This is a genomic window from Streptomyces odontomachi (assembly GCF_024435355.1).
In the GTDB taxonomy this organism is placed as follows: domain Bacteria; phylum Actinomycetota; class Actinomycetes; order Streptomycetales; family Streptomycetaceae; genus Streptomyces; species Streptomyces odontomachi.
This window is the reverse complement of the sequence record NZ_JAMJWG010000005.1, coordinates 335,390-350,969: the sequence shown is the minus strand read 5'-3', so window position 1 is coordinate 350,969 and position 15,580 is coordinate 335,390. Positions and strand designations below refer to the sequence as shown.

The window sequence follows — 15,580 nt, the reverse complement described above, 5'->3', positions numbered from 1 at the left end:
CTCACTCCCCCACCGGGACGGCACGTGCGAATCCGCCGTCCACCATCAGGTTCGCCACCGTCTCCAACTCCGGCGGATTGCCCGCGAGCCGTGCCAGGAAGGCGTCGAAGTCATCACCGCACGGCAGCAGCAGATGCGCCACGCGATCGGCCACCGGCCAGCCGTCCTGGTCCCGCGCGTCGTCGTACGCGCAGAACCACACCGAACCGGTCCGGTCACCCTTGACCTTCACCGCGAGCAGGCCGCCCTGCACGAACCCGATGCCCAGGTAGTCCTTGGTCAGGTGATCGCGCAGGCATTTGTTCATATAGACGAGGTCATCGATCGCCGGCTCGCCGCGCACCGTGAAGAACGGCTGGTCCACCAGCAGACCCAACTCCGCGTCGAGCGCCGCCCCCACCGGGGCGCACCCGCCCGCCGCCTTCAGGAACGTCCGGTACGCCCCCGGCAGGCGGTAGCCCAGGTCCTCCTCGATGCCCTGCACCTGCTGCTCGGACACCGCAAGACCGGACTTCGGCAGGCCGAAATGCGTCGGCCGGGTCTCCTGGAGGGCGCGCGTACCGCGCTTGTTCTGGTCCACCGCTGCCGTCGCAAGCCCGGCGTGGTGCCGCAGCAACGCCTTGACCTCGACCGGCACCAGCTCCAGGCGGCGGGTGCCCACCGTGTGGTGCCACGTCCAACCGTGCGGGGTCGCCACCGCGGGGATCGCGCTCCACAGGGGGTTCCCCTGCGCCGACAGGGCCGCGTTCGCCGAGACATAGTCCGTCAGGCGCAGTTCGTCGACGCCGAAACCCTCCGGCGGCTCCGCGATCTCGGCCGCGGCCCGCGCGTACGGCGAGAAGTCCGGGTAGCCCCGCTCGTCCACCCGGACACCTCTGGGATGCCGGGCGGCCCGCACCGGGTCCGGGAAGTGCACGACCTGCCCGGCGTACGCCGCGTTCGGCGGTGCGGCTTGTCCCCCGGTCGGCGCACCGGGCGCCCCAAGACCGAGCCGACCTGTCGTCATGGCGGTAGCCCCCTGCTGCGTCCTGCTCTTGCTGTCCTAGTGACTGCTGTGGCTTTTATGTCTGTTGCGACTGTTACGTCGTTTACGTCGGTTACTTGTCGTGCGGGTACTGCTCTTGCCTGTCGAGCGCGTGCTGCGTGCGCCGTGTGCGCTGTCCGGATGTGCTGTGGCTGTTGTATCTGCTGCGGCTGTGACGAACGCCGCGTCCGCGACACTGTGACGAACGCCGCCTCCGCGACGGCTGCGCTCCGGTGGCACCCGCCACGTACCGGGTCCGTGCCCACGGTCCGCCCGCCCGCTTGCCGGCCACCGCCCACGGCGACCACACCGTCCACGCCGTCGTGCCCAGTGTGCTGGGTGTCCCCACCTGCCCGCGCGCGGCATGCCACGGATGACGACAGCCTAAGCGGTAGGACTCCAGCGGTCATCGGGCCTCCGTTTCAGTGACCCTCAGTTACGTCAATATGACGGGCGGAGATGTCACCCGCGTGTCGACGGGCCTCAGCTACCACGGCGGCCACGCCATTTGGCAGGCTGTCCCCGCACCTCGGGGGCGTGACGGCCGCGACAGTGCACCGCATCACGGGGCCACAGCCGGGGGTCGGGAGGGAAGCACGACCATGTACAGCACACAAACGAACACCGGCACACACGCCATGACCGACACGGACCGTCACGGCCCGGCGCCGCATGGCCCGGACCCCCATGCCCCCACGCCCCAACTGCCCCACCAGGCCGCACCGCACACCACCGCAGGCGGACCATACGGCCACCAGGACCCGCGAACCGGCCATCACGACCCGCGAACCGACCCGCACGGCACCGGACTTCCGCCCGCGCCACTGCTGCGGCACCGCCGCGACGGCATCCTGCCCAACGTCGCCGCCGCGCTCTCCGTCCAGGGCACCACCCTCACCGGCACCGCGGCCCGCGGCGACACGGCACCGACCCTGCACCCGCTCGTCCAGGAGTTCCTCGACACCCTGGTCAGCGACCAACGCGACCGCTTCACCGGACGCTGCGCGGAGACCCTGCTCGTCTCCCGCCACATCGACGCCACCGACACCGCACGCAGCAAGCGCGCCCAGCGCAAACCCATCAGCCTCAACGAAGCCCGCAAGGCCTTCAAACACGCCAAGCTCACCGCGCGCCGCATCCGCGAGGACGGCGACCCGCTGCACGGCAGCTACGCCGCGCCCTGCCGCGCCTGCACCGCGCTCGCCGCCCACTTCGGCGTACACGTCGTGGACACCGCAGCCCCGGACAGCTGAACGCCCCCGCGCACCCGCGCGGGCGCCCACACGCGCCCCGGCGCCACCCGCACCACCGGCCTCACCCGCGCCCAACCAGGCGCCCCCGCACCACCGGGCACCACCGGCCACCCGCCGACCGCCCACCACGGCCGCACCCCCCACGCCGACCGCACCAGACAACGTCGGCACGGCCCGCGCACCGCCGCAGCCACCCCGACCGCCCGAACGAGACGACACCGATGCACCCCGACCGCACGTCCACCCGCTTCCCCGCCCCCGTCGACACCGCCCTGCGCGCCGCCGGCTGGCAACCCGGCCGCCGCAACATCAAACAGGCCGAATACTGGGCCGACACCCTGCGCGACCACCTCTCCCCCGCCGGGCACCGGCACGCCCTCTTCCCCGCCGCCGTGGAAGCCTGGGCCGAGTTCGGCGCCCTGCACATCGCACCCACCGACCCCGGCCACCGCATCGCCGCCGCAACCGTCCACATAGACCCCCTGCACGGCCTGCACATGGCCCGCACCCTCAACGACCTCGGCCGCGCCCTCGACACCGAGATCAGTCCCCTGGGCCAGGAGATCACCACCACCGGCGACACCGGCGAACCCCAGGCCCTGCTCGCCATCGACACCACCGGACGCGTCTACAGCCTCGACCACAGCGGCGACTGGTACCTCGGCCCCGACCTCGACCACGCCCTCGTCGCGCTGCTCTGCGGAACCCCGCCCCTCCGGCTCACCACCGCCTGACGCCACCCCGCGCCCGGAACGCCTGACACGCCACGCGGCACCGACGCCGCGCGCGCCGCCACGCCCCGATGCAGGCCGCCGCACGACACCCGGGCGCCGCCCCGCCCCAACCCCTACTGCCCGACCGCCGCCGGAATCACCGCCGAAACCCGGAACCCGCCCCCGTCCGTCGGCCCCGACACGAACACCCCGCCCAGCGCCGAAACCCGCTCCCGCATCCCCACCAGGCCGTTTCCGCCGCTCGGCAACCTGGCGCTCGCACCGTCGCCGTCCGGCACCGACTCGTTCTCCACCTGCATCGCGATCTCCGCCGCGCGATGCGCCAGCCGCACATACGTCTTCGCACCCGCCGCATGCTTGTGGACGTTCGTCAGCGCCTCCTGCACCACCCGATACGCCGTCTGCTCCACCGCACGCGGATACGAACGCTCCACACCCTCCACCAAGAGCTCCACCACCACGCCGGCGGCCCGCGACTGCCCCAGCAACTCATCCAGCTCCGCCAGGCTCGGGCCACCGTCCGACGCCCCGTCCTGCGGCTCCCCCACCCCGTCCGCCGCCTCCGCAACCGCACGACGCGCCGCCGCCGCCGCGGCCTCCCCCACCGCCGCCAACGGCACCGGCTCCGGCTCCCGCTCCGGCCCGGACAGCGCCGACCCCGCAGAAGCCGACGGCTCCGCAGCACCCACCGACCCCACGGCAGAAGCCGGCTCCGACAGGCTCTGCCCCGCCCGCAGCACCCCCAGCATCTCCCGCAACTCCGTCAACGCCTGCCGCCCCATGTCACCCACGATGGCCGCATTGCGCACCGCCTTCTCGGGATCCTTCAAGGCCACCGCCTGCAACGCCGCCGCATGCACCACCATCAGGCTCACCCGGTGCGCCACCACGTCGTGCATCTCCCGCGCGATCCGCGTGCGCTCCTCACCCCGCGCCCACTCCGCACGCTCCTCGGCACGCTCGGCCAGCAGTTGAAGCTCGCGCTCCAACGAATCCGCCCGCTCCCGAAGACTCTCCATCAACCGCCGGCGCGCCCCCACGTACAACCCCAGCAGCACCGGAGGACCCGTCAACCCCAGCGACATCGTGATCGCCAGGAACGGAACGGCCCAGTGCCCCACGGTCAGATCACCGTGCGCCATGCCCTGCCACGCCCGCACGAACGTGACGATCAACGTCGCCGTCAACGACATCCCCGCCAGCGCCCCGATGACCCGCCGCGGCAACTCCGAAGCGGCCAGCGTGAACAGCCCGGCGACCGACATCAGAAAGCCCATCCAGGCCGGCGTCACCGCGATCGACACCAGCACGACCGCCACCGGGAACCGCCGCCGCAGCACCAGCACCGAACCCGCCAGCAGCCCGAACACCACGGCGACGGGCACCGGCACACCCGTGGCCCCCGCGAAGTCGACCCCCTCGATCCCGCACTCCAGGGCCGACAGCACACCGAGCCCCACGTCCAGCACGGCCCCGCGCGGACGCTCCCACCACAGGGGCCCACCCGGGGCCACTGCGCGGTCTTCCCCCTCCGTGGTCATGCCCCCAGCGTACGGGCGGGGGACGGGCCTTTTTCGAGGGGTTTTCCCGGCGGGTTCCCGACGTTTTCCAGTGATCCCGGACACGACCTGCGTTCGAATAAAGACGAAAAGAATACTGATTACCCGAAACGGTGAATTGCACAAGTTCAGCGCCGGAAGCCGGTATTCCGCACAAGAGTGCGGTTCATGAACAACGGCCACAGCGACACCGACACCGACAGCCACCGCAGCACCGGGTACGCCGACTTCGAAGCCCTACGCACCCAGGCCCTCACCCTGCGCCGCGCCGGCCTCAGCCGCCGCCAGATCCGCGACCGCCTCCACGTCCACAACAACGACATCCTCAACCGCCTCCTCCAGGGCGAACCCGCCCCCGAATGGACCACGCGCCCGAACGCCAAGGACGACCTGCGCGACAGGGCCCGCGAGCTGCGCCTCCAGGGGTGGACGTACGACCGGATACAGGCGGAGCTGGGGTGCTCGAAGAGTTCGATCTCGTTGTGGGTGCGGGATCTGCCGAGGCCGGAGCAGCGCCCGCCGTCCGAGCAGGCGAAGCTGGCGGCGACGAAACGCTGGGAGCACGAGCACGCCGTGCGTGACGCCGAGCGGCAGCAGACCAAGCACACCGCCAAGCAGGAAATCGGCGCCCTGAGCGACCGGGATCTCCTCCTCACGGGCGTGGCGCTCTACTGGTCAGAGGGAGCGAAAGACAAGTCGTACGCCAGACGGGAGAGGGTCACCATCGTCAACAGCGACCCAGAGCTCATCCGGGTATTCCTCGACTGGCTCCGCCTACTGGAGATCGAACCCGAACGGCTGCGGTGCCACGTCATGATCCACGAATCCGCGGACGTGTCAGCAGCCGAGCAGTACTGGGCCCGCGTCGTCGGCCCGAATGTGCGCTTCGGCAAGACAACACTCAAGAAGCACAACCCGAAGACCATCCGGAAGAACGTGAGCGAGGCTTACCGCGGCTGCCTGATGCTCAGGGTCTTACAGAGCGCCGACCTGTACCGTCGCATCGAGGGGTGGTGGTACGGCATAGTAGGGGCTGCCTCCGCACACGGTCCGGAAAATCGGGCATAGCGGCAATCCCGGGTCGTCTAAGGGCAAGACGTCAGATTTTGGTTCTGATCATGGGGGTTCGAGTCCTCCCCCGGGAGCTTGATGCTCGGTTCGGGTCCTGACCTCCCAGGTCAGGACCCGCTTCCATGCTCGCCCCCGCTCCCCCCAGTATTCTGCGGATATCCCCTCACCCGAACACCAGGACGTCTCCCGCACCCCAGCCGAAGGGCAACCATGAGCTCCAACCTTCCCCACGTTCCCGACTCGGCCGAAGCCGGGGAGGGTACGCCCGCACCGGCCGCCGTCGTCGTGCTCGCCGCTGGGGAGGGCACCCGCATGAAGTCGGCCACACCGAAGGTGCTGCACGAGATCTGCGGCCGTTCGCTGCTGGGCCATGTGCTCGCCGCGGCGCGGGAGTTGGAGCCGGAGCAGGTCGTCGTCGTGGTGGGGCACGCGCGCGAGCAGGTGGCCGCGCACTGTGCCGAGGTCGACCCGGCGGCGCGTACGGCGGTGCAGCACGAGCAGCGGGGCACGGGGCATGCCGTGCGGATCGCCCTGGAGGAGCTGGGCGGCGCCGCTCGGGAACCGGTGGCGTCGGCGGCGGTTCCGCCGGTGGACGGCACCGTGGTCGTGGTCTGCGGGGACACCCCGCTGCTCACTGGGGAAACGCTCCGGCAGCTGTCCGCCGCGCACGCCGCCGACGGCAACGCGGTCACGGTGCTGACGGCTCAGGTACCGGATGCGACGGGTTACGGCCGGATCGTGCGGGACGAGGCGACCGGCGCGGTGACCGCGATCGTGGAGCACAAGGACGCGACGGATGTGCAGCGTGCGATCCGGGAGATCAATTCGGGCGTGTTCGCGTTCGACGGCCGGTTGCTGGCCGAGGCGCTGGGGCAGGTGCGTACGGACAACAGTCAGGGCGAGGAGTACCTGACCGATGTGCTCGGCATCCTGCGGGCGGCCGGGCACCGGGTGGGTGCGGCGTTGGCGGACGACCACCGTGAGATCGCCGGGATCAACAACCGGGTCCAGCTGGCCGAGGCGCGCGGGATTCTCAACGACCGCCTGCTGGAGCGGGCGATGCTGGCCGGTGTGACGGTGGTGGATCCCGCGTCGACCTGGGTCGACGTGGGGGTGACGTTCGGCCGGGATGCGGTGGTGCAGCCGGGGACGCAGTTGCTCGGGTCGACGCATCTGGCGGAGGGCTGCGAGGTGGGGCCCCACTCGCGGTTGCGGGACACCCTGGTCGGCGCGGGCGCGCGGGTGGAGTTCGCGGTGGCGGACGCGGCTGAGGTGGGTGCCGGGGCGAGTGTGGGTCCGTATGCGTATCTGCGTCCGGGTACTCGGCTGGGTCCGAAGTCGAAGGCCGGGACGTATGTGGAGATGAAGAACGCGTCGGTGGGTGAGGGCACGAAGGTGCCGCATCTGTCGTACGTGGGGGATGCGACGATTGGTGAGTACACGAATATCGGTGCGGCGAGCGTGTTCGTGAACTACGACGGTCAGGAAAAGCACCACACGACGGTGGGGTCGCATTGCCGTACGGGTTCAGACAACATGTTTGTGGCACCGGTGACGGTTGGCGATGGTGCGTACACCGCCGCCGGTTCGGTGATCACGAAGGATGTGCCGCCTGGTTCGTTGGCGGTGGCGCGCGGTCAGCAGCGGAACATCGCGGGCTGGGTGGCGCGTAAGCGTCCGGGGAGTGCGGCGGCGAAGGCCGCGGAGGCAGCTGAGGAGGCCGCGGCCGCGGAGGCGTCGGGCGAGGTTTCCGGCGGGTCGGACGACGGCGACTGATCCGCGGGCGGGTGTGACGGGTTCGCGGGGCGCTGGGCTCGCGGGTCCGGGTTACGGGTACGGGCGCGCGTCGTGTTCAGCGGGCGTGGGTCCGGGTCATGGGTCGGCCGGTCGAGTGGCCGGGTGCCATGGATTGTCGTGGGCTACAGCGTCGTAGCGCTCCGCAGTGGATCGTAACGCCTCGTTCTGGCCAGGAAGTGGCCAGAAGGTGGCCGGAAAGTGGCGCGCCAAAGACGGCGTACCGTGTTACGTGCACAAATGCGGGGGCCCGGGGGCTGTCCCCCCGAACACATCGTGGCTGGCTCGTCGCACAGGGACGCGTGCGGGTGCAGCGGCTGAGAACCCTGAGACTGCCGAGGAGACAGTGCTGTGACCGGGATCAAGACGGCGGGCGAGAAGAAGCTGATGTTCTTCACCGGCCGGGCGCACCCCGCGCTGGCGGAGGAAGTGGCCCATCAGCTCGGCGTCGCGACCGTGCCGACGAAGGCATTTGATTTCGCCAATGGCGAGATCTACGTCCGCTACCAGGAGTCCGCTCGTGGGGCGGACTGTTTTCTGATTCAGAGCCACACCGCGCCGATCAATAAATGGATCATGGAACAGTTGATCATGATCGATGCGCTGAAGCGGGCCTCGGCTCGGAGCATCACCGTGATCGTGCCGTTCTACGGGTATGCGCGCCAGGACAAGAAGCACCGGGGCCGTGAGCCGATCTCGGCGCGCCTGGTGGCGGACCTGATGAAGACGGCCGGCGCGGACCGGATCCTCACGGTGGATCTGCACACGGACCAGATCCAGGGCTTCTTCAACGGTCCGGTGGACCATCTCTTCGCGCTGCCGATCCTTGCGGACTACGTGGGTGCCAAGGTCGACCGGAACAAGCTGACGGTGGTCTCGCCGGACGCCGGCCGGGTGCGGGTGGCGGACCGCTGGTGCGACCGGCTCGGTGCGCCGCTGGCGATCGTGCACAAGCGCCGCGACAAGGACGTGGCGAACCAGGTGACGGTGCACGAGGTGGTCGGCGATGTGAAGGACCGGGTCTGCGTCCTGGTGGACGACATGATCGACACCGGGGGCACGATCTGCGCGGCGGCCGAGGCGCTGTTCGCGCACGGTGCGGCCGATGTGATCGTGACCGCGACGCACGGTGTGCTGTCCGGGCCTGCCGCGGACCGTCTGAAGAACTCGAAGGTCAGCGAGTTCGTGCTGACGAACACCCTGCCGACGCCGAGCGAGCTGGAGCTGGACAAGATCACGGTGCTGTCGATCGCGCCGACGATCGCGACGGCGGTGCGCGAGGTCTTCGAGGACGGCTCGGTGACGAGCCTGTTCGAGGAGCAGGAGCAGTACCAGTAGCGGGGCAGGAGCGGGAGACGCCCGCCCTTCGTCGCCGGTCGCATGACGCCCGCCCCCTCTCCGACGGTGAGGGGGCGGGCGTGTGGTCGGGGTCGGGCGCGTCGGCCGTTTTGGGGGCTGCTTTGCCCGCCGGGTAGTCTGGGGGACGTTGCTCGGCGAGGGAGGTCGCACTTCGTGTGCGGCGGTCCGTTATCGACGCGCTCTTCGTGGCAGGCCAGTCGTCTGGCCGGGTGACCTTTCCAGCTCATCGAGCAGGCTCACCGAGCAGCTCATCGAGCCGGGAACCCGATCATCCGAGGTCGGCGCCCGACCGGGTGTCGACGAGTTGCGAGGAGTGCAGATGTCCGAAGTGAAGCTGGCCGCAGAGCCCCGTACCGAGTTCGGCAAGGGCGCCGCGCGCCGTATCCGCCGTGCGAACAAGGTGCCGGGTGTGCTCTACGGCCACGGCGCCGACCCCGTTCACATCACGCTGCCGGGCCATGACCTCCAGATGGCGCTGCGTACGCCGAACGTTCTGCTCTCGCTGGACATCGAGGGCAAGAACGAGCTGGCGATCCCGAAGGCGATCCAGCGCGACCCGCTGAAGGGCTTCCTGGAGCACGTGGACCTGCTGCTGGTGAACCGCGGCGAGACGGTGTCCGTCGAGATCCGCGTGCTCACCGAGGGTGCGCTCGCGCCGGGCGGCAACCTGCTGGAGCACGTGCTGGACGCCCTGCCCGTGGAGGCCGAGGCGACCCACATCCCCGAGTCGGTGTCGGTGTCCATCGAGGGTCTGGCGGCCGGTGCGTCGGTGCTGGCGCGTGACATCGCCCTGCCGTCCGGTGTGGCCCTGGCCGTGGAGGACGACGCGGTGGTCCTCCAGGTGCTGGCGGCGCAGGCCGAGGAGGCGCCGGCCGAGGGTGCCGAGGCCGAAGAGGAGGCCGTGGAGGCCTGAGGGTTTCCGGCCACGGTCGCAACCCTGCGGATTTCCGGCCGCTTGGCCGGCCGCTGAGGTCTTCAAGGAGGCCGGTGCGTCGACGGTGTCGGCGCACCGGCCTCGCCGGTACGGGAGTGCGGGAGAGGAGGTCCGGGGCCGGTGGCGTCGGACGAAGGCGGGCTTTGGCTGGTGGCGGGGCTGGGGAATCCGGGGCCCGGCTATGCGGGGAACCGGCACAACGTGGGTTTCATGGTGGCCGATCTGCTGGCCGAGCGGATGGGCGGCGGCTTCAAGAGGGCTGCTCGGGCGCAGGCGCAGGTGGTGGAGGGCCGGATCGGGCCGCCGGGTCCGGGCAGCCGGCGGGTGGTGCTGGCGAAGCCGCTGTCGTACATGAATCTGTCGGGTGGGCCGGTGACGGCGCTGCGGGATTTCTACAAGGTGCCGACGGAGCGGATCGTCGCCGTCCACGATGAGCTGGACATCGACTACGGCACGCTGCGGCTGAAGCTCGGCGGCGGTGACAACGGCCACAACGGTCTGAAGTCGATGACGAAGGCGATGGGGCCCGAGTACCACCGGGTGCGGTTCGGTATCGGTCGGCCGCCGGGGCGGATGCAGGTGGCGGACTTCGTGCTGAAGGACTTCTCGTCGGGTGAGCGCAAGGAGCTCGACTACTTCGTCGATCGGGCAGCGGATGCGGTGGAGTGTCTGATCATGGAGGGGTTGGAGCGGGCGCAGGGGACGTACAACTCGTGAGGCGGGTTTCCTCTCGCTCGTGAGGTGGGCTCCCGCCACGTACATCGGTCCCGTGCGTCAGTCACCCGTATCAGTCCACGAGATCCCCACAACTCCTGACGTCTACGGTCACTTGTGACCTGTCGGCGCACTTGCGACGACTGTGGGGGAGGACATTGACCGACCTCCGTCCTATGGCCAAGGCTTGCCGGCATGGCTGACCTGGCTGACGAGACGGATGTGACGGGCTCGGCGCGGCGTGTCGGCGGGGCGGCCCGGCGCGGTCGACTGCGGCGGGCGGGTGAGAGCGCGTACGGGCTTTTGTTGCTGGCCCGTCAGGTGGCCCTGGTGGGGCTGGTGCTGCTGATCGTGGCCGCTGGGGTGCGTACGTCGTGGAGTGCGGCCGGGTGGGCGGCGGCCAAGGACGGGCGGGGCACGATGACGGTGGCGCACTGCTCGGACGAGGAGTGCACGGGGTCCTTCGAGCCGGCCGCGGTGGATGCGGCGCCGCAGGATCGGGTGGTCCTCAAGGACACCGTCGGCACCAAGGTGGGTGAGCGGGTCGCCGTGGCGACCCGGCCCGGCACCGCGGAGGTGGTGCGTACCGGTGCGGCGGGCGTCTTCCGTGCGTGCCTGCCGGTCGGGGGCGCGTTGGTGTTGGCGGCGGTGGTGATCGCCGGGGGGTTGCGGATGCGGCGTACGGCGTGGGTGACCGGCGTCGCGGGCTTGGGCGTGCTGGTCGGCGCGTTCGTCACCATGTGAGACGCCTCAGCCCCGGTGCGGACCTGGGCCCGGACATATCCGCTTATTCCACTTGTTCCGCTTATTCAAGGGTTTCGCAGGTCACCTGATTGTTATGCGGAATGTATGGGGCAAGAGGGACTGTCAGGTACCTATGGAACGCTAGGTTCCTTGACGGTCCGTGAGGACAACGGGAGGCTGGCTCCCTTCTGCGCCACCCCCCTCCACGTTTCCTCACCACGTTGGACTGCCCATGCGCACCTACGCTCTCTCCGGTACGACGGCGGCCGTTGCAGGCGTCGCTCTGCTGTTCGCCCCGGTCGCCCAAGCGCACACCGCTCCCGGCGACAACGGCACCGTCAAGATCCACGATGCCGCCACCGGCGCCGAACTCCACAAGAACGAACCGCATGTCTGCACCTTCTATCTCGACGCCTTCGGTTTCGACTCCGCCCAGCAGGTGACCTGGCACATCGAGGCGTGGGCCCCGACCGCCGGCACCAAGGGCGAGACGGTGAAGTCGGGCACGTTGACGCTGGACGGCTCGGGCCATGGCCGTACCGCCGACCTCGGCCTGCCCGACGGCCACTACAAGCTGTTCTGGAACTTCGACGGCGAGCACGGCAAGGCGAAGCAGAAGGTCTTCTGGACGGACTGCAAGGGCGAGGGCGGTGGCGGCAAGCCCACCGGCACGCCGTCCGCCACGCCGGTGCCGTCGACGACCGCCACGTCGTCCCCGACGTCGAGCGCGCCGGCGGGGGCGTCCGCCGCCCCGTCGCCGTCCGGTCAGGGCGACAGCGGTGACCTGGCCGAGACGGGCTCCGGTGCCCCCGTGGGAGCACTGGCGGGCGCCGCGGTGGCGCTGCTGGCGCTGGGCGGCGGCTTCCTGATGTTCCGCCGCCGCCGGACCGGCCAGCACTGATCCCAGCGGCCCAGGGCGCCCACGGTGCCCTGGGCCCTTAGGCCCTGTCGTCAAACTCCCGTCTGCCTGGCGACGCCATGCACGCCCTCTCGCCGCACCGGGCACAAGCCCACGTACATCCAGTACGCGGACTCGCGCCCGCCGCGCCGAGAGCACGCACCTGACGCCGCCAGGGCCGCCCTTCGGGCAACGACGGGAGTTTGACGACAGGACCTAGGGGCGCGGGGAACTGCGCAATCCACCACCGGCCGGTGGTCCGGCTACGACAGAAACAGCCCCTTCGGGCCGGTGGCGACCCGCAAGGTCGCGTCGTGGCCGGTCGCGCAGTTCCCCGCGCCCCTTTTCGGGCACCGGGGTACCCGAAGTCAGGGTGCGGGGTGGCCCAGAGGGCGGCGTCCGGTGTCAGCCGGTGTTGCGCAGGCCCGCCGCGACTCCGTTGACCGTGAGCAGGAGGGCGCGGCCGAGGAGGGGGTCGGCCTCGGCGCCTTGTTCGGCGGCGGCGCGCTGGCGGGCCAGTAGGGCTACCTGGAGGTAGGAGATGGGGTCGAGGTAGGCGTCCCGGATGGCGAAGGTCTGCTGGAGGACCGGCTGGTTGTCCAGGAGCTTCTCCTCGCCGGTGATCTTCAGGACCTCGGTGACGGTCAGCTCGTGTTCGGCTTCGATGGTCGTGAAGACGTGGCGGAGTTCGTCGGGCACGAGAGATTCGACGTAGTGCCGGGCGATGCGCAGGTCGGTCTTGGCGAGGGTCATCTCCACGTTGGAGATGAAGTTGCGGAAGAAGTGCCACTGCTCGTGCATCTCGTCCAGGACCGGGTCGAGTCCGGCTTCACGCAGGGCCTTCAGGCCGGAGCCGACGCCGAACCAACCGGGCACGATCTGGCGGGACTGGGTCCAGCCGAACACCCACGGGATGGCGCGCAGCCCGTCGAGCGAGACGCCCGAGCCGGGGCGGCGGGAGGGCCGCGAGCCCAGGTGCAGGTCGGCGAGCTGGTCGACCGGTGTGGAGGCGAGGAAGTACGTCGGCAGGTCGGGGTCTTCGACGAGGCGCCGGTAGGCGGCGTGTGCGGCGTCGGAGACGACGTCCATGGCGGCGTCCCAGCGGGCCAGGGCCTCGACGGACTGGCGGGGCGCGGTGTGCAGGGCGGAGGCCTGGAGGGTGGCGGCGACGGTGAGTTCCAGGTTCTCGCGGGCCAGGGACGGCACGAGGTACTTGTCGGAGATCACCTCGCCCTGTTCGGTGACCTTGATCTCACCTTCGAGGGTGCCCCAGGGCTGGGCGAGGATCGCGTCGTGGGAGGGGCCGCCACCGCGGCCGACGGTGCCGCCGCGGCCGTGGAAGAGGCGGAGCCGTACGCCGTAGCGGTGCGCGACGTCGCGCAGTCGGCGTTGGGCGCGGTGGATCTCCCACTGGCTGGTGGTGATGCCGCCGAACTTGGAGGAGTCGGAGTAGCCGAGCATCACTTCCTGGACGTCGCCGCGGAGGGCCACCAGGCGGCGGTAGGAGGGGTCGGCGAGCATCTCGTCGAGGATGACGTCGGCGGCGCGCAGCTCTTCGGTGGTCTCCAGCAGCGGCACGATGCCGATCTTGGCCCAGCCGGCGTGCAGGTCGAGCAGGCCCGCCTCGCGGGCGAGGACGGCGGCGGCGAAGACGTCGTCGGCTCCCTGGCACATCGAGATGATGTAGGACTCGATCACTTCGGGTCCGAAGGTGGCCAGGGCGCGCCGCATGGTGTGGAAGACACCGAGGGTCTTCTCGCCGGCGGCGTCGAGCGGTGCCGGGGTGGGGGCGAGCGGGCGGCGCGAGCGCAGTTCCTTGGCGAGCAGCTTGGCGCGGTATTCGCGCGGCATGTCCGCATAGCGCCAGGATTCCTCGCCGAGCCGGTCGAAGAGCTGGCCGAGGGTGTGGTGGTGGGCGTCGGCGTGCTCGCGTACGTCCATGGTGGCGAGCTGGAGGCCGAAGGCGGCGAGGGTGCGGATGATGCGGTTCATCCGGCCGTCGGCGAACAGGGCTCCGCGGTGTTCGCGCAGTGACGACTGGATGAGGACGAGGTCGTCGAGGAGTTCGGCGGTGCCCAGGTAGTCGCGGCCCGGCTGGTGGGCGGTGCCCTTGGCGAGGCGCAGCTTGGTGTTGATGAGCTTCTGCCGGATGCAGGTGGCCTTGAGGCGGTAGGGCTCCTCGGCGTTCAGCCGCTTGTAGCGGGGGCTGATCTCGGGGAGGTGGTCCAGGTCGGCCTGGAGGGAGCCGTGGAGTTCGTCGGTGGCCCCGGCGTAGCGGATGGAGTTGGACAGGAAGCCGCGGAGTTCGTCGATGAGTTCCAGGGCGTCGTTGATGCCGTGTTCGTGCTGGAGGATCAGGACGTCCCAGGTGACGTCGGGGGTGACGTTCGGGTTGCCGTCGCGGTCGCCGCCGATCCAGGTGCCGAAGGTGAGCGGCCGGGTGGCCTCGGGTACCTGGACGCCGACGCGGGCCAGCTCGGCGGTGAGGTCCTCCAGGACGTCGCCGACGGCACCGGCGTGCAGCTCGTCGAGGTAGTAGATGGCGTTGCGGGCCTCGTCGGCGGGCTCGGGGCGTACCACGCGCAGCTCGTCGGTCTGCCAGACGAGGTCGATGTTCTCGGCGAGCCGGGTGTCGTAGCGGCGCCGGTCGGACTCGATGACGGGGGTTTCGAGCAGTTCGGCGATGCGGCGCAGCTTGTTGAGTACGGAGCGGCGGGCGGCCTCGGTGGGGTGGGCGGTGAAGACCGGGCGGACGTTCAGGTTCCGCACCGTGTCGCTCAGGTGGTGGGGGTCGGCGTCCTTGAGGCGGTCGGCGGTGCGGGCCAGCAGGCCGCCTTCGGCGGCGCGCCGGGCGCGGAGCTCGCGGCCACGGTGTACCTGCTCGGTGACGTTCGCCAGGTGGAAGTAGGTGGAGAAGGCACGGACCAGCTTGGCGGCGGTCTCCAGCTCGGTCTCGCCGAGCAGGCGTGCGGCGGCCTCGCCGTCTTCCCGGGTGAGGCGGCGGACCCGCTCGACGAGCTCGAGGAGGTCGCTGCCTTCCTGGCGGACCAGGGTCTCGCCCAGGAGGTCACCCAGTCGGCGGATGTCGGCGCGTAGTTCGGCGCCGGGCTGGGTGCCCGAGCTGATGGTGGCCCGGCGGCTCGGGGTATCCCCTGCTCGAACCCGGTTGAGAGCTTGGGGAAGGTCGTCTGCACTGCTCACAGGTGCGGCTCCTTGCAGGTGAGGTTGGTCTCACGGCTGGGGGAGGTGTACCGGTTCCACGGGGTCGCCACTGGTCAGTGCCGGGCCGGGTCGCCGGGTGGCGCTCTCCCCGGTTTTCTGCGTCCGTGGGTCGGGGACCCGGGAAGGAACACAGCGGACCACGCTGTCCGACCGAGACCCAGGATAGGTGGCCGGGCGGTGCGGGTGGTGCGAAGCTCCTCAGTGGGGCCTGAGTGACGGATGAGCTCGGATGTGCGGGCTCTTGCTGCTCGGCGACGCGCTGCCATACTTACGA

Annotated in this window: 12 protein-coding genes and 1 tRNA gene; 10 read left to right on the top strand and 3 right to left on the bottom strand. The window is 70.4% G+C overall.

Annotated elements, in window-relative coordinates; translation table 11 throughout:
* Nucleotide 1: 1 nt before the first annotated feature.
* Nucleotides 2-1,006, bottom strand: coding sequence for an SMI1/KNR4 family protein (locus NQO67_RS14305; RefSeq protein ID WP_255950292.1), 1,005 nt, complete (start codon nucleotides 1,004-1,006; stop codon nucleotides 2-4).
* A 620-nt stretch (nucleotides 1,007-1,626) separates the two neighbouring features.
* On the opposite strand from NQO67_RS14305, the gene NQO67_RS14300 reads away from it, so the two are divergent.
* Together NQO67_RS14300 and NQO67_RS14295 are read left to right on the top strand one after the other, a co-directional pair.
* Complete coding sequence (locus NQO67_RS14300; protein ID WP_374118986.1) at nucleotides 1,627-2,277, top strand: YwqJ-related putative deaminase; 651 nt, start codon at nucleotides 1,627-1,629, stop codon at nucleotides 2,275-2,277.
* A 221-nt stretch (nucleotides 2,278-2,498) separates the two neighbouring features.
* Nucleotides 2,499-3,011 (top strand): SUKH-3 domain-containing protein, encoded by a 513-nt coding sequence (locus tag NQO67_RS14295; RefSeq protein WP_255950291.1) that lies wholly within the window; start codon nucleotides 2,499-2,501, stop codon nucleotides 3,009-3,011.
* A 113-nt stretch (nucleotides 3,012-3,124) separates the two neighbouring features.
* On the opposite strand, the gene NQO67_RS14290 is transcribed toward NQO67_RS14295, so the two are convergent.
* Nucleotides 3,125-4,552 carry a sensor histidine kinase gene (locus NQO67_RS14290; protein ID WP_255950290.1) on the bottom strand — a complete coding sequence of 476 codons (1,428 nt, stop codon included), beginning with the start codon at nucleotides 4,550-4,552 and terminating at the stop codon, nucleotides 3,125-3,127.
* A 186-nt stretch (nucleotides 4,553-4,738) separates the two neighbouring features.
* On the opposite strand from NQO67_RS14290, the gene NQO67_RS14285 reads away from it, so the two are divergent.
* The 8 genes from NQO67_RS14285 to NQO67_RS14250 all read left to right on the top strand — a co-directional run bounded on the left by NQO67_RS14285 (nucleotide 4,739) and on the right by NQO67_RS14250 (nucleotide 12,087).
* A complete protein-coding gene (locus tag NQO67_RS14285) occupies nucleotides 4,739-5,638 on the top strand; it encodes a hypothetical protein (protein ID WP_255950289.1) in 900 nt (299 codons plus the stop codon).
* Nucleotides 5,639-5,644: 6 nt separating this feature from the next.
* A tRNA-Gln gene (locus tag NQO67_RS14280) sits at nucleotides 5,645-5,715 on the top strand.
* A 136-nt stretch (nucleotides 5,716-5,851) separates the two neighbouring features.
* Nucleotides 5,852-7,417: a bifunctional UDP-N-acetylglucosamine diphosphorylase/glucosamine-1-phosphate N-acetyltransferase GlmU gene (gene glmU, locus NQO67_RS14275; protein ID WP_255950288.1), complete on the top strand. Its 1,566-nt coding sequence runs from the start codon at nucleotides 5,852-5,854 to the stop codon at nucleotides 7,415-7,417.
* 369 nt (nucleotides 7,418-7,786) lie between these two features.
* A complete protein-coding gene (locus NQO67_RS14270) occupies nucleotides 7,787-8,773 on the top strand; it encodes a ribose-phosphate diphosphokinase (RefSeq protein WP_255950287.1) in 987 nt (328 codons plus the stop codon).
* 340 nt (nucleotides 8,774-9,113) lie between these two features.
* The gene (locus NQO67_RS14265) at nucleotides 9,114-9,707 is read left to right on the top strand and encodes a 50S ribosomal protein L25/general stress protein Ctc (protein ID WP_255950286.1); all 594 of its coding nucleotides are present in this window, start codon (nucleotides 9,114-9,116) and stop codon (nucleotides 9,705-9,707) included.
* A gap of 141 nt (nucleotides 9,708-9,848) precedes the next feature.
* Nucleotides 9,849-10,445, top strand: a complete 597-nt coding sequence (pth, locus tag NQO67_RS14260; RefSeq protein WP_255950285.1) for an aminoacyl-tRNA hydrolase — start codon at nucleotides 9,849-9,851, stop codon at nucleotides 10,443-10,445.
* 192 nt (nucleotides 10,446-10,637) lie between these two features.
* A complete protein-coding gene (locus NQO67_RS14255; RefSeq protein ID WP_255950284.1) occupies nucleotides 10,638-11,186 on the top strand; it encodes a hypothetical protein in 549 nt (182 codons plus the stop codon).
* 232 nt (nucleotides 11,187-11,418) lie between these two features.
* The gene (locus NQO67_RS14250; RefSeq protein ID WP_255950283.1) at nucleotides 11,419-12,087 is read left to right on the top strand and encodes an LAETG motif-containing sortase-dependent surface protein; all 669 of its coding nucleotides are present in this window, start codon (nucleotides 11,419-11,421) and stop codon (nucleotides 12,085-12,087) included.
* Between the two features lie 402 nt (nucleotides 12,088-12,489).
* On the opposite strand, the gene ppc is transcribed toward NQO67_RS14250, so the two are convergent.
* Nucleotides 12,490-15,210, bottom strand: coding sequence for a phosphoenolpyruvate carboxylase (gene ppc, locus NQO67_RS14245; RefSeq protein ID WP_255950401.1), 2,721 nt, complete (start codon nucleotides 15,208-15,210; stop codon nucleotides 12,490-12,492).
* Nucleotides 15,211-15,580: the final 370 nt, after the last annotated feature.

Excerpts from the sequence above, each read along its gene's own strand:
- NQO67_RS14305 (WP_255950292.1), bottom strand. The coding sequence starts at position 1,006 with ATGACGACAGGTCGGCTCGGTCTTGGGGCGCCCGGTGCGCCGACCGGG.
- NQO67_RS14300 (WP_374118986.1), top strand. The coding sequence starts at position 1,627 with ATGTACAGCACACAAACGAACACCGGCACACACGCCATGACCGACACG.
- NQO67_RS14295 (WP_255950291.1), top strand. The coding sequence starts at position 2,499 with ATGCACCCCGACCGCACGTCCACCCGCTTCCCCGCCCCCGTCGACACC.
- NQO67_RS14290 (WP_255950290.1), bottom strand. The coding sequence starts at position 4,552 with ATGACCACGGAGGGGGAAGACCGCGCAGTGGCCCCGGGTGGGCCCCTG.
- NQO67_RS14285 (WP_255950289.1), top strand. The coding sequence starts at position 4,739 with ATGAACAACGGCCACAGCGACACCGACACCGACAGCCACCGCAGCACC.
- glmU (WP_255950288.1), top strand. The coding sequence starts at position 5,852 with ATGAGCTCCAACCTTCCCCACGTTCCCGACTCGGCCGAAGCCGGGGAG.
- NQO67_RS14265 (WP_255950286.1), top strand. The coding sequence starts at position 9,114 with ATGTCCGAAGTGAAGCTGGCCGCAGAGCCCCGTACCGAGTTCGGCAAG.
- NQO67_RS14255 (WP_255950284.1), top strand. The coding sequence starts at position 10,638 with ATGGCTGACCTGGCTGACGAGACGGATGTGACGGGCTCGGCGCGGCGT.
- NQO67_RS14250 (WP_255950283.1), top strand. The coding sequence starts at position 11,419 with ATGCGCACCTACGCTCTCTCCGGTACGACGGCGGCCGTTGCAGGCGTC.